The 21,394-nt window shown below is 64.4% G+C and carries 14 protein-coding genes; 8 read left to right on the top strand and 6 right to left on the bottom strand.

Going from position 1 to position 21,394, the window contains the following annotated elements:
- Positions 1–2,602 (bottom strand): CHASE domain-containing hybrid sensor histidine kinase/response regulator family protein (locus tag E4O92_RS03180; RefSeq protein ID WP_229482989.1); only part of this gene is annotated, 2,602 nt, incomplete at its 3' end.
- A gap of 163 nt (positions 2,603–2,765) precedes the next feature.
- On the opposite strand from E4O92_RS03180, the gene E4O92_RS03175 reads away from it, so the two are divergent.
- Together E4O92_RS03175 and E4O92_RS03170 are read left to right on the top strand one after the other, a co-directional pair.
- Complete coding sequence (locus tag E4O92_RS03175; protein ID WP_135188303.1) at positions 2,766–3,179, top strand: hypothetical protein; 414 nt, start codon at positions 2,766–2,768, stop codon at positions 3,177–3,179.
- A 291-nt stretch (positions 3,180–3,470) separates the two neighbouring features.
- Positions 3,471–3,788 (top strand): helix-turn-helix domain-containing protein, encoded by a 318-nt coding sequence (locus tag E4O92_RS03170; protein WP_307721734.1) that lies wholly within the window; start codon positions 3,471–3,473, stop codon positions 3,786–3,788.
- Here E4O92_RS03170 and E4O92_RS03165 read toward each other — a convergent pair.
- Positions 3,763–4,494, bottom strand: a complete 732-nt coding sequence (locus E4O92_RS03165) for a helix-turn-helix transcriptional regulator (RefSeq protein ID WP_135188302.1) — start codon at positions 4,492–4,494, stop codon at positions 3,763–3,765. The genes E4O92_RS03170 and E4O92_RS03165 overlap by 26 nt on opposite strands.
- Before the next feature lie 339 nt (positions 4,495–4,833).
- On the opposite strand from E4O92_RS03165, the gene E4O92_RS03160 reads away from it, so the two are divergent.
- Positions 4,834–9,738, top strand: coding sequence for a response regulator (locus E4O92_RS03160; protein WP_135188301.1), 4,905 nt, complete (start codon positions 4,834–4,836; stop codon positions 9,736–9,738).
- Positions 9,726–10,577, top strand: coding sequence for a CheR family methyltransferase (locus E4O92_RS03155; RefSeq protein WP_229482987.1), 852 nt, complete (start codon positions 9,726–9,728; stop codon positions 10,575–10,577). Before E4O92_RS03160 ends, E4O92_RS03155 begins: the two co-directional genes overlap by 13 nt.
- A gap of 130 nt (positions 10,578–10,707) precedes the next feature.
- Here the strand turns inward: E4O92_RS03155 and E4O92_RS03150 are convergent, their stop codons facing one another.
- A complete protein-coding gene (locus tag E4O92_RS03150; RefSeq protein ID WP_135188300.1) occupies positions 10,708–11,331 on the bottom strand; it encodes a glutathione S-transferase family protein in 624 nt (207 codons plus the stop codon).
- A 35-nt stretch (positions 11,332–11,366) separates the two neighbouring features.
- The gene (locus E4O92_RS03145) at positions 11,367–12,068 is read right to left on the bottom strand and encodes a glutathione S-transferase family protein (RefSeq protein ID WP_135188299.1); all 702 of its coding nucleotides are present in this window, start codon (positions 12,066–12,068) and stop codon (positions 11,367–11,369) included.
- 169 nt (positions 12,069–12,237) lie between these two features.
- Between E4O92_RS03145 and E4O92_RS03140 the strand changes: the two genes are divergently transcribed.
- Together E4O92_RS03140 and E4O92_RS03135 are read left to right on the top strand one after the other, a co-directional pair.
- On the top strand, positions 12,238–14,892 hold the full coding sequence (locus tag E4O92_RS03140) for a M1 family metallopeptidase (protein ID WP_135188298.1): 2,655 nt from the start codon (positions 12,238–12,240) through the stop codon (positions 14,890–14,892).
- 24 nt (positions 14,893–14,916) lie between these two features.
- Complete coding sequence (locus E4O92_RS03135) at positions 14,917–15,687, top strand: YceI family protein (RefSeq protein ID WP_135188297.1); 771 nt, start codon at positions 14,917–14,919, stop codon at positions 15,685–15,687.
- On the opposite strand, the gene glpD is transcribed toward E4O92_RS03135, so the two are convergent.
- Together glpD and E4O92_RS03125 are read right to left on the bottom strand one after the other, a co-directional pair.
- Positions 15,589–17,124 (bottom strand): glycerol-3-phosphate dehydrogenase, encoded by a 1,536-nt coding sequence (glpD, locus tag E4O92_RS03130; protein ID WP_135188296.1) that lies wholly within the window; start codon positions 17,122–17,124, stop codon positions 15,589–15,591. The two genes, E4O92_RS03135 and glpD, sit on opposite strands and share 99 nt — an antisense overlap.
- Positions 17,125–17,127: 3 nt before the next feature.
- Positions 17,128–19,200, bottom strand: a complete 2,073-nt coding sequence (locus E4O92_RS03125; RefSeq protein WP_135188295.1) for an NAD(P)-binding protein — start codon at positions 19,198–19,200, stop codon at positions 17,128–17,130.
- Between the two features lie 205 nt (positions 19,201–19,405).
- Between E4O92_RS03125 and E4O92_RS03120 the strand changes: the two genes are divergently transcribed.
- Positions 19,406–20,026: a phosphohydrolase gene (locus E4O92_RS03120; protein ID WP_135188305.1), complete on the top strand. Its 621-nt coding sequence runs from the start codon at positions 19,406–19,408 to the stop codon at positions 20,024–20,026.
- Positions 20,027–20,107: 81 nt separating this feature from the next.
- Entirely contained in the window at positions 20,108–21,064 is a 957-nt protein-coding gene (locus tag E4O92_RS03115) for a hypothetical protein (protein ID WP_135188294.1), read from the top strand.
- Positions 21,065–21,394: the final 330 nt, after the last annotated feature.

Below are 21,394 nucleotides of genomic sequence, written 5' to 3'. Positions count from 1 at the left end.
CCAGGCAGCGGGCCAGCGTCGCGTACAGCAGCTCGGGGGCGATCGGCTTGGTCACGAATTCGTTCATCCCGGCGGCCAGGCACCGTGCGCGGTCGTCGACGCCCGCGTTGGCTGTCATCGCGATCACCAGCACGTCGCGCAGTTCCGGGTCGCTGCGGATGCGGCGCGTCGCCTCGTAGCCGTCCATCACCGGCATCTGCACGTCCATCAGCACGCAGTCAAAGCGCTGCCGGTGCATGTGCTCCAGCGCCTCGCTGCCGTTACCCGCGACCACCACGTTGGCGCCGGCCGCTTCCAGCAGTTCGCGCCCGACCTGCTGGCTAAACACATTGTCCTCGACCAGCAGCGCGTTCACGCCGATCAGCGAAGCGGCGTGCTGGACGACCGGCACGCTGCTGCTGCGCGCCGGGCCGCCCTGCGCCAGGCGCGCGGTGAACCAGAACGTGCTGCCCCGGCCCGGTGTGCTTTCGACACCGGCCTGCCCGCCCATCAGCTCGGCCAGCTGTTTGCTGATCACCAGGCCCAGGCCGGTGCCGCCGTAGCGGCGGGTGGTCGACGGGTCCGCCTGATGGAACGACGTGAACAGGTGCGGCAGCTCGGCGGCGTCGATCCCGATGCCGCTGTCCTGCACCTCGAACCGCACCATGCCCGGTTCCAGGGGGCGGGCGCGTATGAGTATGGTGCCATGCTCCGAAAACTTGATCGCATTGCTGGTAAAGTTCAGCAGCACCTGCTCCAGGCGCAGCGGGTCGCCGCGCAGCGGGCACTCGAGCGAGGGCGCGATGTCGAATTCGAGCTTCAGGCCCTTGGCCGCCGCCGCCTCGCCCAGCTGGTGCGACACGTTGCGCATCAGGCTCGCCAACGTGAAGTCGAGCGTTTCGAGGTCGAGCCGCCCAGCCTCGATCTTTGAGAAGTCGAGAATGTGGTTGATGATGCCCAGCAGGTGCTGGCCCGAGTGGTAGATCTTCTCGAGGTAGTCGCGCTGGCGCGGATCGGTGACCGACTTGAGCGCAAGATGGGTCATCCCGATGATGCTGTTCATCGGGGTGCGGATCTCGTGGCTCATGTTCGACAAAAAGTCGCTCTTGGCCTTGTTGGCCGCGTCGGCCTGCGCCTTGAGCTGGTGCAGTTCGGTCACGTCGGTCGAGACGCACAGCACGGACGTCACCTCGCCGTCGGTCGCGACCGGCACCTTCACGGTCCACATCTGGTGCACTGTGCCGTCGGGTCCGACGAACTCGATCTGGTCGGCGATCCGCTCGCCATCGGCCAGCACTTGCCGGTCGCGCTCCCAGAACTTGTCGGCTTGTGTGCGCGCCATGAACTCGTAGTCGCGCCGCCCGACGATTGACTCGGCCGGGCAGCCCAGCATGGCGGCGGTGCGGGCGTTGACATAGCGGTAGCGGCGGTCGCGGTCCTTCATGTAGACCAGCACGTCCACGTTGTCGAGCACCGTGTCGAGCAGGGTGCGCTGCTCGATCGCGCCGCGCCGCGACCAGTACAACTTCAGGAACAGCGAATAGATCAGCAGCGTGCCGCCAAAGCCGGCGGCCAGCGAGATCCACGGAAAATAGCGGTCCAGGCCATAGTACAGGTCGGCCTTGCGCGCCGCGAAGTGCGCTTTCCAGAGCCTGCCGTTGTAGTCGACCGGCAGGACCACCTCGAACCACGCGTCGCGCCCGCCCTCACCGGCTGCGTGTGCCCGCGCGTCGCCCGCGCGCGGGTCCTGGAACAGCAGGCGGTCGTCGGGAAGGATGCGCAATGCGTCCAACGAGGTCGCAGGTTTGCTGCCGGCCGCGTACAGCGTGAGCCGGACCGGCCCTCCGTCGCCCCTGCCCAGTCCCCTGCGCACCAGCGCCGGCACCGAAAAGCCGACGCTGACCGAGCCGGCGTAGGCGGCGCGGCGCCCCGCCACATCCGGTGGCACGATGCCGCCGCGGTACACCGGCAAGCGCATCGACATGCCAATGTGCGGGGCCGGGTTCGACAGCCGCACCATGTTGCCGCTGGCCATGATCTGCCCCCTGTCGCGCGCCTCCTCCATCGCCAGCCTGCCGCCCTCGGAGGCCGTCAGGTCGACGCCGAATTTTTCGGCATATCCGGCCAGCGGCTCAAGGTAGGTCAGCACCGTGTAATTAGGGCGCCGTCCGGGCGGCTTGATCGTGAACTCCGGGTAGCCGTCCGGATCACGGCTGCGGTCGCCGCGCACGCTGGCCACAAAAGCTTCGCGCTCGGCATCGGGCACAAAAACAGCGTAATTCACGTTCTCGATGGCCGGAAAATGCTCGGCCATCCTTAGCGTCTCGACATAACGGTGGAACTGCTCGCGCGTGACCGGCTGCGGGCTGGACTGGAATAAGGCCGACAAGGCGCGCAGTAATTCGGTGTACGACTTGATGGCCGTGCCCAGCCGCTCCTGCGCACCCTGCGCAATCGTGCCGAAACGCCGCGCCGCGTCTTCCTCAACCGCGCGCGAAGCGGTAATGAACAGCAGCGCGCCCACCAGCAGGGATAGCCACAGGCCCGCCGCCCATAATGCAATGCGGATTGGGCCGCTGGCGCCAACCGTCATTCCCAAGCTGCGGGTAATCGAATTCGTCATGTAGCCCTTGGTGTGAGATAAGTTCTTAACAACATTCGAAAGTATAACCGGCGCCGGTACAGATGGTTCTACCTGCGAGCGGACGAATACGATTGAGCCCTCTCACCCATCATTTCGGCCAGCAGCCGATACTGTAAATATCCCGACTAACCGAGGAACCACCATGGCATATCCGGAACCTCAATCCACCAGTGCTGGCCTTGACAATGGCCGGCACGCTGCCGATCATCGGCTCATGGAAGACCGGCTCACCAAAATCGAAACGGATCTCGCGACGGTGAAAGCTGACGTTTCGAATATCCGCGCCAATTGCGCCACCAAGGAAGACCTTGCGGTGGTGAAGGCAGACATCGCGAATCTCCACGCCAACGGCGCCACGAAGGAAGATCTGGCGGTGGTGAAAGCAGACATCGCGAATATCCGCGCCAATGGCGCCACAAAGGAAGACCTCGCGAAAACGGAAGCCCGGCTGTATGAAGCCATGAATCTTCAAACCTGGCGCTTCATTGCATGGATGACCGGCACGATGGCGATGATGATGAGTGCCGTCTACTTCGTGGCCCGCAATGTTCATTAGCTGGCCGTGCGGCCTGCGCCCCTGATCACGAAGCCAGCCGCGTGTCGAACAGCGCGGCACAGGTTGCCTGCACCTTTACATACAGCGCCACCGCCGTCTAGACCCCGACCGTAATCGGATCGGCAAGGCCATGAAAACCTCCAATAAATGTAGTAAATCTCAAGTTTCATTCAAAGTGCATAAAAGACTCATGCAACCTGGCAGAGATGTGAACTAGCAGCATTGCTAGTTGGGCCTTCGGCATTTCGAATGAAATACTTGCGTTTCGCATAACTTATTGGAGGTTCCACCATGGCGAACGACTTCCTTTCCGGCGCACGGTTGCAGGAGCCGGTGGCACGCATCGCGGCGGCGAGCACCCCGGCGCCCGGCTTGCGAACAGGCGCGGCAAACGGTGCTGGTATGGCTGTGGGCGTGAGCGGCATCGGCGACCTGCGCCAGTTCCGCCTCAATCGCCGCGAAAGCCAGGAGAAGTTTTGGGGCCGCTTTGGCGTGACGCAGTCGAGCGGCAGCCGCTTCGAGACTGGGCTGTCGATTCCGGCTCCGGTGGCGATCTTGCTCAAGCTCTATGCCAGCGGAAAGCTCAGCGATGGTGATCTTCAGGGATGATCAGCCCAAGGGAAATCGCCTTGACCACGGCCTGTTGTCGTGTGTTGACATTGAATTTCTGACGCACGTTGGCCATGTGGAAGTTGATGGTGGCTTCAGAACAGCTGGTGATCCTTGAAATTTCCCACGAGGACTTGCCAGCCATAACCCAGTTCAGCACTTCCAGCTCGCGCCGTGTCAACCGCGGCGCCAGTTCCTGCACCTCGCCGCAGAAGCGCTGGGCCGAAGTGAACACATAGTCGCGGATCAGCGACAGGTCCGCGATGCGGTCGTTCACCTTCCGCATAAAACTCTCGTCCGGCCGCACGTCGCTGGCAAAACTGAGCACGCCGAACTCCCCGTTCGGCCCGTGCACCGGCAAGGTCACGCCGGCACGAATGCCAAACGCGCATGCGCTTTCGTACAGCCGGCGCTGGGCGGGGGTGCGAAACACCTGCGGGCTCCAGACGATCGGCAGACTGCTTGTCATGCAATGAATGACCGTCGGGTCCACATAGGCCAGCCGCTCGGCGTCGTACTGCGCGCGCCAGGATGGGGCGTAATTGCTCCGTACGAAGGCATTTTCCAGTTTCGCATGGCGCGAACTGACCGCGCCATACAGCACCTGGTCGAATCCTTGCTCGCGAGCGAGCGATACCAGTGTGCGGCTCCATGCATCCGCATCCTCACTGTCTAGCAACCGGATCAGGCGCGCAATGTCAGCCATGAAATCCCCGAGTCTTAGTTATTGTCGTACTACTACTTATGCTAGTTTATTCGTAGCAAAAAGACATCAAGAAGGTCATTTTTTTTGCATAAATCGTCAATACGTGGCTTGTGTGCAACGCAGCATGATGCAATCGTGCGTCGCCATAATTAATTTCGCGCTACCCTCCGCCGACTCTCATGAATTTTTTTCAATTCGGCAATATCTCCACGACACAATGTTGCTAGACATTCACTCTTACTTGACTTGAAATCGGACAGGTGTATCGTTCAAATTCTCCTTAAGTAACAATTTGAGGGACGCCACAACTCCCTGCTTTCCAGACTAGGAATCAAGTCGATGAACAACATGACTGACATGGCTGAGCAGCTGGACGCCAAACTCCTGCTCGCGACCCTGATGGCCCTGAAAAAAGGCGACTTCACTGCACGTATGCCGTCCGACTGGACCGGCGTGTCAGGCAAAATCGCCGACACCCTCAATGAGATCATCGAAACCAAGCAGGCAATCGTCGAGGCCGTGACCGAAGTGTCGCGCGTGGTCGGCCGCGAGGGCCACCTGACCCAGCGCGCGCAGGTCTCCGGCGTGGGTGGCGGCTGGGCCGCGATGATCAACTCGGTCAACACCCTGATCGATGACCTGGTGCGCCCGACCGAGGAAATGGCGCGCGTGATCGGCGCGGTGGCCAAGGGCGACCTGTCGCAGACCATGGCGCTGGAAGTGGACGGGCGCCCGCTCAAGGGACAATACCTGCGGGCCGCGACCACTGCGAACACGATGGTCGAACAGCTCTCTTCGTTCTCGTCCGAGGTCACGCGCGTGGCGCGCGAGGTGGGCACCGAGGGCAAGCTGGGCGGCCAGGCGCAGGTGAAAGGCGTGGCCGGCACCTGGAAGGACCTGACCGACTCGGTGAACTCGATGGCGGGTAACCTCACTTCGCAGGTGCGCAACATCGCGGAAGTGACCACCGCGGTGGCGAACGGCGACCTGTCCAAGAAAATCACGGTCGACGTGCGCGGCGAGATCCTTCAGCTCAAGGACACCATCAACGTGATGGTGGACCAGTTGCGCTCCTTCGCGGCGGAAGTGACGCGGGTGGCGCGCGAGGTGGGCACCGAGGGCAAGCTGGGCGGCCAGGCTTACGTGCCGGGCGTGGGCGGTACCTGGAAAGACCTGACCGACAACGTGAACTTCATGGCGTCCAACCTCACCGGCCAGGTGCGTAACATCGCGGCGGTGACCACGGCGGTGGCGAACGGCGACCTGTCCAAGAAGATCACGGTGGACGTGAAAGGCGAGATCCTCGAACTGAAGAACACCATCAACGTGATGGTGGACCAGCTCTCATCGTTCGCTTCCGAGGTGACGCGGGTGGCGCGCGAGGTCGGCACCGAGGGCAAGCTGGGCGGCCAGGCGCAGGTGAAGGGCGTGGCCGGCACCTGGAAGGACCTGACCGACTCGGTGAACTCGATGGCGGGCAACCTGACTTCGCAGGTGCGCAACATCGCTGAAGTGACCACCGCGGTGGCGAACGGCGACCTGTCCAAGAAGATTACGGTGGACGTGAAGGGCGAGATCCTGGAGCTGAAAAACACCATCAACGTGATGGTGGACCAGCTCAACTCGTTCGCGTCCGAGGTGACCCGGGTGGCGCGCGAGGTGGGCACCGAGGGCAAGCTGGGCGGCCAGGCGAACGTGCCGGGCGTGGCCGGTACCTGGAAGGACCTGACCGACGGCGTGAACTCGATGGCGGGTAACCTCACGGGCCAGGTGCGTAACATCGCGGACGTGACGACCGCGGTGGCGAACGGCGACCTGTCCAAGAAAATCACGGTGGACGTGAAAGGCGAAATCCTGGAGCTGAAGGACACCATCAACGTGATGGTGGACCAGCTCTCGTCGTTCGCATCCGAGGTGACGCGGGTGGCGCGCGAGGTGGGTACCGAGGGCAAGCTGGGCGGCCAGGCTTACGTGCCGGGCGTGGGCGGCACCTGGAAGGACCTGACCGACAACGTGAACTTCATGGCGTCCAACCTCACCGGCCAGGTGCGTAACATCGCGGCGGTGACCACTGCGGTGGCGCGCGGCGACCTGTCCAAGAAGATCACGGTGGACGTGAAGGGCGAGATCCTCGAGCTCAAGGACACCATCAACGTGATGGTGGACCAGCTCTCGTCGTTCGCATCGGAAGTGACGCGGGTGGCGCGCGAGGTCGGCACCGAGGGCAAGCTGGGTGGCCAGGCCAACGTGTCCGGCGTGGCCGGCACCTGGAAGGACCTGACCGAAAACGTGAACCAGCTGGCCGCAAACCTGACCAACCAGATGCGCGCGATCGGCGAGGTGGCAACCGCGGTGACGCGGGGCGACCTGTCGCGTTCGATCCAGGTGGAAGCGCGCGGCGAGGTGTCCTACCTGAAGGACAACATCAACGAGATGATCCGTAACCTGAAGGAGACCACGCAGAAGAACGCGCAGCAGGACTGGCTCAAGACCAACCTGGCGCGCTTCACCCGCCTGCTGCAGGGCCAGCGCGACCTGCAGGCCGTGACCAAGCTGATCCTCTCCGAGCTGGCGCCGCTGGTCTCGGCCCACCACGGCGTCTTCTATATGATGGCCTCGGAGGGCAACGACTCGCGCTTGCGCATGATCGCCTCCTACGGCTACCGCTCCAGCCGCAAGCTGCCGACCTCGTTCCTGCCGGGCGAAGGCCTGGTCGGCCAGTGCGCGCTGGAGAAGACCCGCATCTGGCTCACCGACGTACCGCGCGACTACATCCAGGTATCGTCGGGCCTCGGCTCGGCGCCGCCAAACAACATCGTGGTGCTGCCGATCCTGTTCGAGCAGCAGGTCAAGGCGGTGATCGAGATCGCCTCGCTCGACCGGTTTACCGAAACCCACCTGTCCTTCCTCGACCAGCTGATGGAGTCGATCGGCGTGGTGCTCAACACGATCGAGGCGAACAGCCGTACCGAATCGCTGCTGACCCAGTCGCAGTCGCTGGCGCAGGAACTGCAGCAGACCAACCAGGAGCTGGCCGAGAAGGCGCGCCTGCTGTCGGAACAGAACATCGAGGTGGAACGCAAGAACCGCGAGGTGGAGCAGGCCAAGCTGGCACTGGAAGAAAAGGCGACCCAGCTCGCGCTCTCGTCCAAGTACAAGTCCGAGTTCCTGGCCAACATGTCGCACGAGCTGCGCACCCCGCTTAACTCGCTGCTCATCCTCGCGCAGCAGCTCTCCGACAACCCGGAAGGCAACCTGACGCTCAAGCAGGTGGAATTTGCGAAGACCATCCACGGCTCGGGTTCCGACCTGCTGACCCTGATTAACGACATCCTCGACCTGTCCAAGATCGAGTCCGGCACCGTCACCCTGGACGTGTCGGAATGCCGTTTCGCCAACCTGCGCAACTACGTGGACCGCACGTTCCGCCACATGGCGGAAGCCAAGCACCTGGGCTTCAAGGTGGAGCTGGCCGACAACCTGCCCACCGCACTGATGACCGACGTGACGCGCCTGCAGCAGGTGCTCAAGAACCTGCTGTCGAACGCGTTCAAGTTCACCCATCACGGCCAGGTATCGCTCACCATCAGCATGGTCTCCAGCGGCTGGACCGCCGACCACCCCAACCTGCTGCGTGCCGACGCGGTGCTTGCGTTCACCGTCCGGGACACTGGCGTGGGCATCCCGGCCGACAAGCTGCAGCTGATTTTCGAAGCGTTCCAGCAGGCCGACGGCTCGACCGCGCGCAAGTACGGCGGCACGGGCCTGGGCCTGTCGATCTCGCGCGAGCTGGCGCGCCTTTTGGGCGGCGAGATCCGCGTCGAATCGACCGTCAACCTCGGCTCGGGCTTTACGCTCTACCTGCCCTACAACCGCGCCGGTTTCATCAACTACGAACTGACGCGCCAGCCGCAGCCGGCACGCCTGGCCCCGCCGGCGCAAGCGGCGCTGGCTTCCAGCCCGTCCGCGGCGCAATCGGACACCGAGGCGGCCGTGCTCGACGCTCCGTCTGGCAGCGCGACGCTGGTCGAAGCCGCCTCGATGCTCGACGACCGCGCCCTGGTCTCCCCGGGCGACCCGTCGGTGCTGATCGTCGAGGACGACGCCGCCTTCGCCAAGACGGTGCTCGAACATGCGCGCGAAAGGAATTTCAAGGGCATCATCACCCAGCGCGGGGATTCGGCGCTGTCGCTGGCGCGCGACTACCTGCCGGCGGCAATCCTGCTCGACATCGACCTGCCCGACATCGACGGCTTCACGGTGCTCGAGCGCTTGAAGCGCGACCCCGGCACGCGCCACATTCCCGTGCACGTGATGTCGTCGCTGCGCGAACGCGAGCGCGCGCTGCGCCAGGGCGCGATCTCGTACATCAACAAGCCGGTCAGCCGCGAGCAGCTGCATGACGAATTCACCCGCATCCAGAAGTTCCTGATGGGCGGCAAGCGCAGCCTGCTGGTGGTGGAGGATGACAAGGCCCAGCGCGACGGGATCGTCTCGCTGATCGGGGACGCCGACCTGCACATCGTGACCGTGGGCGACGGCAAGGCAGCGCTCGATGAGCTGGAACGTGCCCACTTCGACTGCATGGTGCTGGACCTGACGCTGCCCGACATCTCCGGCTTCGACCTGCTCGACAAGATCGGCAAGAACGCCAGGCTGCGCGACCTGCCGATCGTGATCTACACCGCACAGGATTTGACGCGCAAGGAGGTAACCAAACTCAAGCGCTACGCCAAGACCATCGTTATCAAGGACGCGCGCTCGCCCGAGCGCCTGCTCGACGAGACCGCGCTGTTCCTGCACCGCTCGCACGCCAGCCTGCCCGAACTGCAGCGCCGGATGCTGGAAGAAATCCACGCCGCGGAAGGCGCCCTGGCCGGCCGCAAGGTGCTGATCGTGGACGACGACCTGCGCAACATCTTCGCGCTGTCGTCGCTGCTCGAGCGCCAGCAGATGCAGGTGCTGTTCGCCGAAAACGGCCGCGACGGCATCGAAGTGCTGGAAAAGGACCCGAGCATCGAAATCGTCCTGATGGACATCATGATGCCGGAGATGGACGGCTACGACACGATGCGCGCGATCCGCCGCATACCCAAGTTCAAGTCACTGCCGATCATCACGCTCACCGCGAAGGCAATGAAGGGCGACCGCGACAAGTGCATCGCGGCCGGCGCATCTGACTACATCACCAAGCCGGTGGATGTGGCGCAGTTGCTGTCCCTGATGCGCGTGTGGCTGCATTGAACGCCAGGGAGGGTCTGGCCGTGGAGCTGGCGGTCGAGGAACTGGAAATCGAGCTGCTGCTGGAAGCGGTGTTCCAGCGCTACGGTTTCGACTTTCGCGACTACGAGCGTGCGGCCGTACGGCACAAACTGCACGCCGTGATGGCTGCCAGCGAACTGGCCACCGTCTCGACGCTGCAGGAACGGGTGCTGCACGAGCCGGGCGCGGCGTCGCGCCTGCTGCGTGCGCTGTCGGTAGCACCAAGCGCGCTGTTCGACGATCCCGAGCACACGCGGCTGCTGCGCAACGTGCTTGGCACCTCGCTGCGTGCCTCTCCCCTGCCCAAGGTATGGCTGCCCGAATGCGCCGGCATCGGCCAGGCGTGGACGCTGGCGATCGTGCTGGCGGAAGAAGATCTGTACGCGCGCACCGAAATCCATGCGACGCTGGCCAACGACGAACTGGTGGCCGAGATGCGCGAGGCAAGCCTGCCGTACGACGAATTGGCCGCTCTCCAGGAGAACTATGCGCAAAGCGGCGGCAACGGCAACCTGACCGAATACTTCGAGGTCAATAACGGGCAGGCCTCGCTGCTGCCGCGTTTAAAGAGCCGCATCACCTGGTCGGAGTACAACCTCGTGACCGACGCGTCGTTCAACGAATTTAACGCCATCATCTGCCGCCGGGCCCTGCTTGACTTCGGACCGGTGCTGCGCCAGCGGGCGCTAAGGCTGTTCCACGACAGCCTCGCGCGCTTCGGCGTGCTCGGCCTCGATTGCGAACTTCCGGCGAGCGATTCGTTGGCCGAAAACTACCAGCCGATCTTTCCGAACCTGCCGTGGTATAAACGGATCGGGTAAGCCCGTCGATAGCTCTCGTAGGGTGCGCACCTGTGCGCACGCGGTACGTGTGCAGCCCGGCGCCAACGGCATTCAAACGTACCGCGTGCGCACAGGTGCGCACCCTACGCCGCTGTACGATACTGCGGCGTTACGGTCGTCCGACACTCGGCCTTGCCGCAATCCGGTCACGCCACGCCTGCAGGTTCTCCATCCCCACCTGGCCCGGCACGAACTTCATCATCCCGCGCGCAAACTCCAGGCCGCAGAACGCGGTGATGTCCGCGATCGTAAAGCGCTCGCCCGCGATGTACGGCTGGCCAGCCAACAAGCTGTCGAACCAGCGCGCGGTCTCGAGCATCTTCTCGCCCTGCGATGCGCCGTACTCGGCAAACTGCGGCTGCTCCAGCACCGCCAGCGCCGGATGGGTATGGCGCACGCTGTTGGCAATTTGCTGGAACAGCATCAGCTCGGCGCGCCGGTCCGCCATCTCGATGAAAGCGCGCTCCTCGAAACCTTCGCCCATCAGGTTCGGCTGCGGATACAGCCCTTCCAGGTACGTGCAGATCGCGCGCGTCTCGGTCAGCACCCGCCCGTCGTCCAGCTCCAGTGCGGGCGTGCGGCCGAACGGGTTCTTGGCCAGGTAGGCATCGCTGCGATGCTCGCTTTTCATCAGGTCGATCATCACTTCCTCGATGCCGGCGATGGCTTTCTCGGCAATGAACATCTGCACCCGGCGCGGGTTAGGGGCGTATCTGCTGACGTACACTTTCATGTATCTCTCCAGGTTGTCGTTATCAAGATGAGGGACTAATGGCGCGACTGTCCGGTCTCCAGCATGTTGCGTACCTCGGCCGCGAATTTTTCGGCATTGGCTTGATCGTCCGCCGCCAGGTCGCGTTCTGACGGCGGCATCAACAGGCCGCGCTGCACGGCCGGGCGCTGACGGATCGCCTCGATCCAGCGTTGCAGGTGCGGCAGTCCTTCCACCGACACGCCCGACCAGCCATGGGTGCGCACCCACGCCCAGTTGGCGATGTCGGCAATCGAATAGTCGCCTGCCAGGTACTCATGGTCGCGTAGTCGTCCGTCGAGCACCGTGAACAGGCGCCGCCCCTCGCCCTGGTAGCGGTCGATCGCTGGCTGGATCTTTTCAGGGAAGTAGCGGTAAAAGACGTTGGCCTGCCCCATCATCGGGCCGATGCCGCCCATCTGGAACATCAGCCACTGGACCACGCACGAGCGGCCCTTCACGTCGCGCGGCATAAACTGGCCGGTCTTCTCAGCCAGGTAGAGCAGGATCGCGCCCGATTCGAATACAGCGAAATTATCCTCGGCACGATCGACAATGGCGGGAATCCGTCCATTCGGGTTAATCGCCAGGAACCATGGTTCCTTCTGTTCATTGCGCTTCAGGTCGATCGGGTGCAGCGTGTACGGCAGGCCCATCTCTTCGAGCGCGATCGATATCTTGTGGCCGTTCGGCGTGGCCGCAGAGTACAGGTCGATCATGGCATTCCTTCCAACATTGGTGAACATGACACACATACGATGATAGCCCGATTCGCATTCCGGCTGCTCGGACTCGGTCATTTGACTCGCCCCCGGCTTCGTCCTAGATTGTCCGTGCGCTGCGCCCGCCGCAGCATTGCTCACATCTATACACGGAAGGAAGGTATCCATGCGCCGCAGCCTGAGCTATGCCGCCCTTCTCCTGCTTCTTCCCTTGCTCGGCGCCGCGCAGCCAACCACTGCGCCTGCCCCCGCCCCAAGAGCGCCGATCACCACCCAGCTGCCGCGCGGCGTCATCCCCGATCATTACGACATCTCGATCACGCCCAATGCCAAGGCCCTTACCTTTGCCGCAAAAGCGACGATCGCCCTCACCGTGCAGCAGCCGACGCGCAGCATCACGCTCAACGCCACCGACCTCAAGTTCCTCGGCGCGCGCCTGACACCGTTCGCTGGGGGGGCCGCTGTCACGCCCACGATCACCGTCAACCCGGCCGCGCAGACTGCCACCTTTATGTTCGATCGCCCGCTGGCCAGTGGCCGGTACACGCTCGCGCTCGACTACACTGGGGTGATCGGCACGCAAGCGGTTGGGCTGTTCGCGCTCGACTACGACACCCCCAAGGGCAAGCAGCGCGCGCTGTTCACCCAGTTCGAAAATTCGGACGCGCGCCGCGTGATCCCTTGTTGGGACGAGCCGGCCTACAAGGCCACCTTCGCGCTCGAAGCCGTCGTCCCGACTGGCCTGATGGCGGTTGGTAACATGCCAATCGCGCACAGCGAAAAACTGCGAGGCGGGCTGACCCGCGTTCAGTTCGCCCAGACGCCGAGAATGTCGACCTACCTGCTGTTCTTCGGGCTGGGCGACTTGGAACGCGCGCACCTGGAGGCGGAAGGGACCGACCTTGGCGTGGTCACGCGCAAGGGCGTATCAAATCAGGGCCAGTTCGCGCTCGACTCGGCCAAGGCGCTGCTGCCCGAGTACAACGACTACTTCGGCGTGCCCTACCCGCTGCCCAAGCTCGACAACGTGGCCGGCCCCGGCCGCAGCCAGTTCTTCGGCGCGATGGAAAACTGGGGCGCGATCTTCACGTTCGAATACGCGCTGCTGTTCGACCCGGCGATCTCGACCCAGGCAGACCGCCAGACCATCTTCGCCGTGCTCGCACATGAGATGGCGCACCAATGGTTCGGCAACCTGGTCACGATGGCATGGTGGGACGACCTGTGGCTCAACGAAGGTTTCGCGTCATGGATGGAAGGCCGCATGACCGAACGCCTGCACCCGGAATGGAACACCGCGCTCAACGCGATCGACGTGCGCGACCACGCAATGCAGCAGGACTCGCTCTCGACCACGCACCCGGTAGTGCAGCACGTCGAAACGGTCGAACAGGCCAGCCAGGCGTTCGACAACATCACCTACGCGAAAGGCGAAGCGGTGATCCGCATGCTCGAGGGCTACGTCGGCGCAACCGGCTGGAGGGACGGCGTACGCGTCTACATCAAGACTCACGCCTACGGCAATACGGTGTCGGACGACCTGTGGGCGGCTGTCGAAACCGCGGGAGGCAAGCCGGTCACCGCGATCGCGCACGACTTCACCCTGCAGCCGGGGGTGCCCCTGATCCGCGTCGGCGAAACAGTCTGCACCAACGGCAGCACCAATACCCGCCTCACCCAAGGCGAATTTTCGCGCGACCAGCCAAACAAGAAGCCGCTGCGCTGGCGCGTGCCGGTGATCGCGCAGACGCTAGGCTCGACCAACCCGGTGAACACCCTCATCATCGGCGGCTCGGGCCAGCTGCAGGCGCCGGGCTGCGGCCCGCTGATCGTCAACGCCGGCCAAAGTGGCTACTACCGCACCCTGTACCCGCCGGGCCAGCTGGTTGCGCTGGCCGCCAATTTTGCCACGGTGGCGCCGATCGACCAACTCGGCCTGCTGTCGGACAGCTTTGCGCTCGGCATGGCCGGACTGCAGCCGGCGTCGATCTTCCTCGACTTCGCCAAGGTCACACCGCTGGCGGCGGATCCTAAAATCTGGAGCCGGATTGCGCAGGACTTCGTCCAGATCCACTTCTTGTACGCTGGCGACAGCGTGCGCCGCAAGCGCTTCGACAGCTTTGCGTCCACGCGCCTGGCGCCGGTGATGGAGCAAGTCGGCTGGGCCCCCGCCCCTGGCGAACCGGTGACGGTCACGAACCTGCGCACCCAACTGATCGACGCCTTGAGCGAACTGAACGACCCCGCCACGATCGATGAGGCGCGGCGGCGCTACGCGGCGATGGCGAAGAACCCGCAAGCCGTCCCCGCGGCGCTGCGCAAGACCATCCTGGGCGTGATCGCGCGGCACGCCGATTCCGCCACTTGGGACGCGCTGCGCGCCCAAGCCAAGGCCGAGCGCTCGCCGATGATCAAGGACTTTCTGTACCAGCTGCTGGCCACCAGCAGCGACAAGAAGCTGGCGCGGCGCGCACTGGAGCTTGCGCTCACCGACGAGCCCGGCGTGACCAACAGCGCCGCCATGATCGCGCGCGTGGCGCGGACCTACCCCGACACGGCGTTCGACTTCGCGATCGCGAACATCGACAAAATCAACGAGCGCCTCGACACAACGTCGCGCGCCCGCTACTTCCCGCGCCTGGCCAGCACCTCGTCCGATCCCGCGATGATCGGCAAGATCGAGGCCTATGCCAGGGCCAACCTGGCGCCGGGCGCGCGGCGCGACGCCGACGCCGCGATTGCCGGCGTTCGGGACCGGGTCAGGATTCGAACCTTGCGCCTGCCGGAGATCGATGCCTGGCTGGCCAGGTATGGCAGCTGAACAACCGAATTCACGTGCACCGCCATGAAGCGCCTTCTTCCCCTGCTTGTGCTGCTCGCCGCATGCACCGCCCAACTCGCGCCGCAGCAGGCTGGCCCGGCCAAGAGCCTCGACTGGTACCGCATGGCGGCAGCTTCCGGCACGCCCGTGTACGCGGTCGGTCCGGCTGCGTCGCTGGTGGCCGTCAAGGTGGGCAGCGCTGGCCCGCTGGCGCGGCTCGGCCACGACCACGTGATCGCCAGCCGCAACCTGACCGGCTATGCCGCACCCGATGCCGGCCGCGCCGACGTCGTATTCCGCGCCGACCAGCTGACCGTCGACGAGCCGGAGCTGCACCGCGAAGCGGGCCTGGGCACGCAGCCGTCACCTCAGGCGATCGAGGGCACGCGAGCCAACATGCTCGCTCACGTGCTCGATGCCGATCGCTATCCGGAGATTCGGCTGCACGCCGAACGGACCGGCGCCGGTCCGCTGCGGGTCGCGATCACACTGCACGGCGTCACGCGCTGGATCGAGCTGCCGGCCACGGTCCATGTCGACCCAGCCATGGTGACGGCCAGCGGATCGACACGCCTGAAGCAAACCGACTTCGGGATCACGCCGTTTTCAGTGGGTGCGGGACTGCTCTCGGTACGAGACGAGATCGAGGTGGACTTCAAGATCATCGCGCGCCGTTGGCAGGCGCCAGGACAGGCCTCAGTGCGCAGCCAGCGCCTCGCGCTGGCGGATCCACTCGTCGAGCTTGCGCGCCAATCCCGGCGCCACATGCAGCCCGAGCTTGGAGCGGCGCCATAACAGGTCTTCGGCGCTGGTGGCCCATTCGTGCGTCATCAGGTAATCGATCTCGACGGCATACAGGCTAGGCGCGACCTGCTTGCCCAGGTCCTCCAGCGACCGACAGTTTTCCAGCAGCCGTTCCATCCGGGTGCCGTATGCCCGCCCATAACGTGCCAACAGGTCCGGCGGCAGCCACGGATAGGACCGCTCCTGCTTCTTCAGCCAGCGGTCGAACTCGAGCACCCCGCGGCCGGACGGCTTGTCGCCGTACAGGTCACCACCCGGCAGGCATGCGTTCGCGGTCCATGCCGCGCCGCCGGTGCCGAGAAGGGACACGATCCAGTCGACCGCCTGCTCGGCCAGCTTGCGGCTGGTGGTCAGCTTGCCGCCCAGGACGCCGAGCAGCGGGGCCCCGCCGGTGTCAAACACCAGCCGATAGTCGCGGCTCGCGGTGGTGGCGCTGGATGCCCCGTCCTCCAGCAGCGGCCGCACACCGGAAAAGCTCCAGACCACGTCCTCGGGACTGAGTTGGCGCCGGAAGTAGCGATTCGCGACTTCGCACAGATAGGCGATTTCGTCCGCACTTATCGCGACCGCGTCCGGGGCGCCCTGGTAACCGACATCGGTGGTGCCGATCAGGGTGAACGCTTCCTCATACGGCTGGGCGAACACAGCCCGGCCATCCGGATGCTGGAACACGTAGGCGCAGGCGTGCATGAACTGCCTGGGCACCACGATATGGCTGCCCTTGACCAGCCGCAGCCGGCACTGCTGCTTGCCTTGCCCGTTTTGCAGAAACTGGGCCGCCCACGGTCCCGCTGCGTTGACGAGGCAGCGCGCCTGCACCAGCGTATGCCCGTCCTCGCGCGCCAGCGTCGCGCTCCAGTGCCGCGCCGTGCGGTCCGGCGCCTGGCATAGCGTTCGCGGCATCACCACCGCGCCCCGCTCACGCGCGTCCATCGCGTTCAGGATCACCAGGCGCGCATCGTCGACCCAGCCGTCCGAATAGACGAAGGCCCGTGTATATTCGGGCTTGAGCGCGCCGCCGGCCCGGTGCGCCATCAGGTCCACGGCTTGCGAAGCGGGCAGGATCTGGCGCGGCGCCAGATGGTCGTATAAAAACAGGCCGGCGCGCAGCAGCCATGCGGGCCGCAGGCCAGGCGCGTGCGGCAGCACGAAACGCAGTGGCCGCGCGATGTGCGGCGCGCTCGCCAGCAGTACCTCGCGTTCAGCCAGTGCCTTGCGCACCAGGCCGAATTGCCAGTGTTCGAGGTAGCGCAGCCCGCCGTGCAGCAGCTTGCTGGACGCGGACGATGTGTGCTGGCCCAGGTCATCCTTCTCGCACAGCACCACCGAAAGGCCGCGCCCGGCCGCGTCCCTTGCGATCGCAGCACCGTTGATGCCGCCTCCTACCACCAGCACGTCGCATTCGATGGTGCCGACGTTGGCGCCCACGCCTCAGTCCCCCAAATCGCTGTCGCCGGGGATCGATTCCGGATACCCAGTCAGCGCTCGCGAAGCCTGCATGCCACTCATGACCGCCGCCTCCACGCAGCCGGAGTCGAGCCCGGTGCGCAGCCAGTCGCCCGCCAGGAACAGGTTCTTAAGACCAGATCCGGTACTCACCGGGCGATACGCGCTGCTGCCTGTCAGCGACAGCACGTAACGCTCGGACGGATCGATATTCGCGCGCCAGTATTGGCGATCGAAGCGCGCCGCGCCGCTGGCGTCAAAGGGATCGACCAGCCATTGCCATGGAATGCCTGCGCGCGCGGCGGGCCACAGCGCACCGATCCGGTGCTGCAGCAGTTCGACCGCGTTGGCCTTGGCAAGTGCCGCGGCACGCGCCGGAAACCCAGTGTCCGACTGTGGAGGAAATTCGGCCAGCGTCATCGCCCCGCAGAAGTACTGGATGCTGCGCGGCGCGTTGGGGCCCGGCCAGGCTTCGCTGGGGAGCACCTGGCTCATGGGGGCCCAGGTGTCATAGGGGATGCTGAAGTTGGTCAGGATGGGCTCTTCCCCGTTCGGCTCATAGGTCCAGCCCAGGTCGCGCGTTTCGCGGTCCAGCCACACCTGGCAGGCTTGTGTCACCACTGTGCGCAAGCGCGACGCTGCGGCCTGCAATGGCGGGCTCGCGACAAGCAAGCCAGGCGCCAGGAGCGGCAGCGTTGCAATCGGCAGCCCAAGCACCACCTGGTCGAAGTCACGCCCGCGCAGCAAGGTACGCTCCGGCAGCGGCTTGCCGAACGCCTGCCGGTACAGGGCCGGCCAGTCGCTCCAGTACGACTCCAGGTCCACACCGTGCTCCTGCATCAGCGCCGCCTGCTCCGGCTCAAGCTGGCCGTAATTCGGCACGTTGGGCCAGCACGGCAGGCCCTTGATGCTCACCAGGGGTTGGTAAGCGCCAGCCGGAACCGCAGCCTGAACGGTCATTCGCACACTGCCAACGAAGTCTTCGTCTGGCGCGATTTCCTCGACCCGGTGGAAGAATTCGAAGCGCACGCCGCGCCTGGCCAGCACTTCGTACATCGGCGCGAACACGGCGTCGCCCATGCCGGCCTCCATCCGGTATATCACGGCGCCGTGATACGCGAACGACATACGCATCAGCCAGCGCAGCGCGGTGCCGGCCTCCAGGTTCGGACGGCCCGGATCACCGTCCTCGAACGCGAACAGCTGCGAGTACATCCCGTGCACTATCGCCGAATTCACGCACAGCTCGAGGCTGCCGCCATGGCGCGTCAGCCAGCCGCGAAAGTCCTCGTCGTTGATGACGTCAAAGCCACGCGTGAACACGCCATCGGCCAGCATGCCTTTGACTACAGTAATGCCGATGTTCAGGCCGATGAGTGCGCGCCGCGTCTGGTCGTCCTGGATCACCGCCGCGTACACGGGTTCGCGGATCCGCCGCTCGACGCGCAGCAGCGCGCGCGCCAGCAGTTCGCGGTCGCTGTCGGTATGGTCGCGCGCGTCGCCGGGGAGCGCATGCGCCAGCGCCAGCAGCGCGTCGAACGGTGCGCCGACTTCCGGGGCACGCAGGTACGGCGCCGCTGCGCGCACGTCGCTGTGCCAGCGCCGCAGCCAGGTGATCGCCTCGATCGCCATCTGCCATGGCGTGACCGGGTCGCTGCCGATGCCCGGCTCACCGGGGCGGCGCGGCAGCACCAGCTGCCACGGCCGCCATTCGGTGCCCACCAGCTCGGCCAGCACCATGTAGTCGTGCGGGCGGAACGCCTGGTCCCAACTGGCCAGCGGCGTGCCGGGCGCTCGCCCCAGTTCGTCGTACACCGCGCGGATCATCTTGAACGCGTTGGCGTAAAAGCCGCCCCAGATGTGCAGACCGTGCTCCTCAATGCGCTGGCCGAGCGCCGCGTTGCGCCCGCTCGCCCCCTTGCCGCCGAGGCGCCAGCCCTGCTGGTAGACCGTGATCTCGTAGCGCTCGCGCCAGCCAATCTGCGCGGTCAGGTAGAACGCGGCGGCCAGGGAACCGGCGCCACCGCCAAGGATCGCGATCTTCTGTAACTGGGCCATGATGTGCCTTTCGTCGATGACGCAACTGATCCAGTGTATTTTTGATGTACTACAGACGTGTTCGCCTAGATCAATCTTGCAGTCCGGAACGCTGCGAATGACACGGGGAACCGGAAATCCGGTGCGCGCACGACGTGTAGAATTACAGGATGACTACAACGACAGGATTTATCTGATGGTGCAGGACGCGCGCGCCTGGGTGCGCATGCCTTCCGGGAAACGGCTCGACCTGCTCAACCCCACGCCCTTCGATTGGGACGATGCCGATCTCGCGCTTGGGCTGGCGCGGACCTATCGCTGGGGTGGCCATTCGGCCTGGCCGCTGCCGCTGTCGGTGGCCCAGCACTCCATCACCGTCATGCTGCTGCGCCGCGCGGCCGCAAGAACGCCATTACATCCGCTGCTCGAACTGCGCGAACTGCTGCACGACGCGGAGGAAGGCCTGCTGGGCTTTGACGCCATCTCCGTCATCAAGCCCTTCCTCGGCGATGGCTTCCGGGCCTTGACCAAGCGGCTGGAACAGGCGGTGTTCCTGCGCTACGGCCTGCCGTCGTGGAGTGCGACCGAGCACGCGGCGCACAAGCGCGCCGACCGGCTGGCGGCCGCCAGCGAGGCGGTGCACGTGGCCGGCTGGTCACGCGAAGAGGTGCGCCGCACACTCAAGATCCGCGCCGCGGTGCTGGCCGACGACCCGCTGGCCGGGGAGTATGGCTGCCGCCCCTGGGAACCCTGGCCCCCCGGTCTGGCCCGGGAGCGCTTCCTGGCCGAGTTGGCGCGTCTCTCGTCCGCGGTGCGGACTGATTCGGTGCTCGCGCAGGCTCGCTGACGGCTCAACTGCTGCACCTCAACAGCGGGGTGGATGGCAGGTGCTACCGTTCAGCGTCTATCGCTGCGCCCCGCACCCGTCATGAAACTGAAAATCCGGTATCTTCTTCCCGCACTGGTCCTCTGCCTCCCTGCATGCGTGCTGATTGCCGCCAACCGCGCGCAATCAGACGCCAACCAGCAGGTCCGATTCGTGGTCGACTTCTATAAAACCTACCTGTCGCGGCCACCGTCTGTCAGCCTGGATTTTGTGCCCGAGTCTTTTTATTCACGGGGCGCGGAGATGCTTATTGCCATGCATCGGCAGCTTTGCACCACCCTGTCACGGAGCGACGATATCTGCCGCTACGGCGCCGACGGCGATATCTTCCTGAACGCCCAGGAAATCGCTCCGGATCTCGACTTCGAGAAATCGAGATTCAAGGCCATCCCATCCGGCACAGACACGGTGGACGTATCTTTCACCGTTTGGCCGGGCAAAGGGGCGCACTATGGCCGTCTACTACGCTACGTGCTCGTGAAAGAACCCGGCGGCTGGCGCGTTGACGAGGTATTTTTCGGAACCGACGCCGGCTTTCGCGAAACGGAATCGATGCGGCACAAAATCAACCAGGAGAGCGCGCGCGTGTTGGCGGAAGCTCGCGACGTTTTCGACGTGGTCAGCTGGATCTTTATCTACCTGAGGGACAAGGACATGCTCGCGCGCGCCGAACGATACGTCGCTTTCCCGGTCCAGATCTGCGGCGCGGACGGCGATTGCCAGGCCGTACACAAGGGCGATGACAAGCTGCGGCAAGCGATCGACCATTTGCATCGGGCCTATTACAAAGGCGACTTCGATACGCAGACTGATCTCAGTACGTTCTATCCAAGAGTCGATTCCGCGCAGGCTATCGACGGCAATGTTGTGAGGCTCGATGCCCTCGAACTGACATTTCGCGACAAGGCATGGTGGATCAGCAAAATCGACCTGCACGAATTGGGCAAGCGGATTCCTGTCCAAAGCCGATTCGTCAGGAGTATGGGCGGGTATGGCTAAAGGCTGAAAGCAAGTCCATGACGAAAAGCGCCGGGAATGCGAGATTCATATTCATCATACTCTTAACTTAAAGTCAACTTCCACGCAGACTTTTCTCTAAATTCAAAGACTTGCGGTTGTGGTGGAATGCGTGTCAACGCTAAGGAATACCGCATTGCTCGGACTCGTAATCCGTTGGTGCCCGGTTCGACCCCGACGGGCCTACCAATGAATTAAGGGGTTACATAAAAACCTAGCCCCTTTTTCTTTCTGCCGTCAACGAAGTGTCAACCAGTTCGTCCTTCCCTTCATTAGGCCGTTGTAGCGCACTGAATAGTTTTGCCCTGATTT

This window comes from Massilia horti (assembly GCF_004614195.1).
GTDB classification, from domain to species: domain Bacteria; phylum Pseudomonadota; class Gammaproteobacteria; order Burkholderiales; family Burkholderiaceae_D; genus Telluria; species Telluria horti.
This window is presented reverse-complemented; position numbering and strand designations above follow the sequence as displayed.

What these genes read in the sequence shown, in the direction of transcription:
- E4O92_RS03175 (WP_135188303.1), top strand. Translation starts at nt 2,766, where the DNA reads ATGGCATATCCGGAACCTCAATCCACCAGTGCTGGCCTTGACAATGGC.
- E4O92_RS03170 (WP_307721734.1), top strand. Translation starts at nt 3,471, where the DNA reads ATGGCGAACGACTTCCTTTCCGGCGCACGGTTGCAGGAGCCGGTGGCA.
- E4O92_RS03165 (WP_135188302.1), bottom strand. Translation starts at nt 4,494, where the DNA reads ATGGCTGACATTGCGCGCCTGATCCGGTTGCTAGACAGTGAGGATGCG.
- E4O92_RS03160 (WP_135188301.1), top strand. Translation starts at nt 4,834, where the DNA reads ATGAACAACATGACTGACATGGCTGAGCAGCTGGACGCCAAACTCCTG.
- E4O92_RS03150 (WP_135188300.1), bottom strand. Translation starts at nt 11,331, where the DNA reads ATGAAAGTGTACGTCAGCAGATACGCCCCTAACCCGCGCCGGGTGCAG.
- E4O92_RS03145 (WP_135188299.1), bottom strand. Translation starts at nt 12,068, where the DNA reads ATGATCGACCTGTACTCTGCGGCCACGCCGAACGGCCACAAGATATCG.
- E4O92_RS03140 (WP_135188298.1), top strand. Translation starts at nt 12,238, where the DNA reads ATGCGCCGCAGCCTGAGCTATGCCGCCCTTCTCCTGCTTCTTCCCTTG.
- E4O92_RS03135 (WP_135188297.1), top strand. Translation starts at nt 14,917, where the DNA reads ATGAAGCGCCTTCTTCCCCTGCTTGTGCTGCTCGCCGCATGCACCGCC.
- E4O92_RS03125 (WP_135188295.1), bottom strand. Translation starts at nt 19,200, where the DNA reads ATGGCCCAGTTACAGAAGATCGCGATCCTTGGCGGTGGCGCCGGTTCC.
- E4O92_RS03120 (WP_135188305.1), top strand. Translation starts at nt 19,406, where the DNA reads ATGCCTTCCGGGAAACGGCTCGACCTGCTCAACCCCACGCCCTTCGAT.
- E4O92_RS03115 (WP_135188294.1), top strand. Translation starts at nt 20,108, where the DNA reads ATGAAACTGAAAATCCGGTATCTTCTTCCCGCACTGGTCCTCTGCCTC.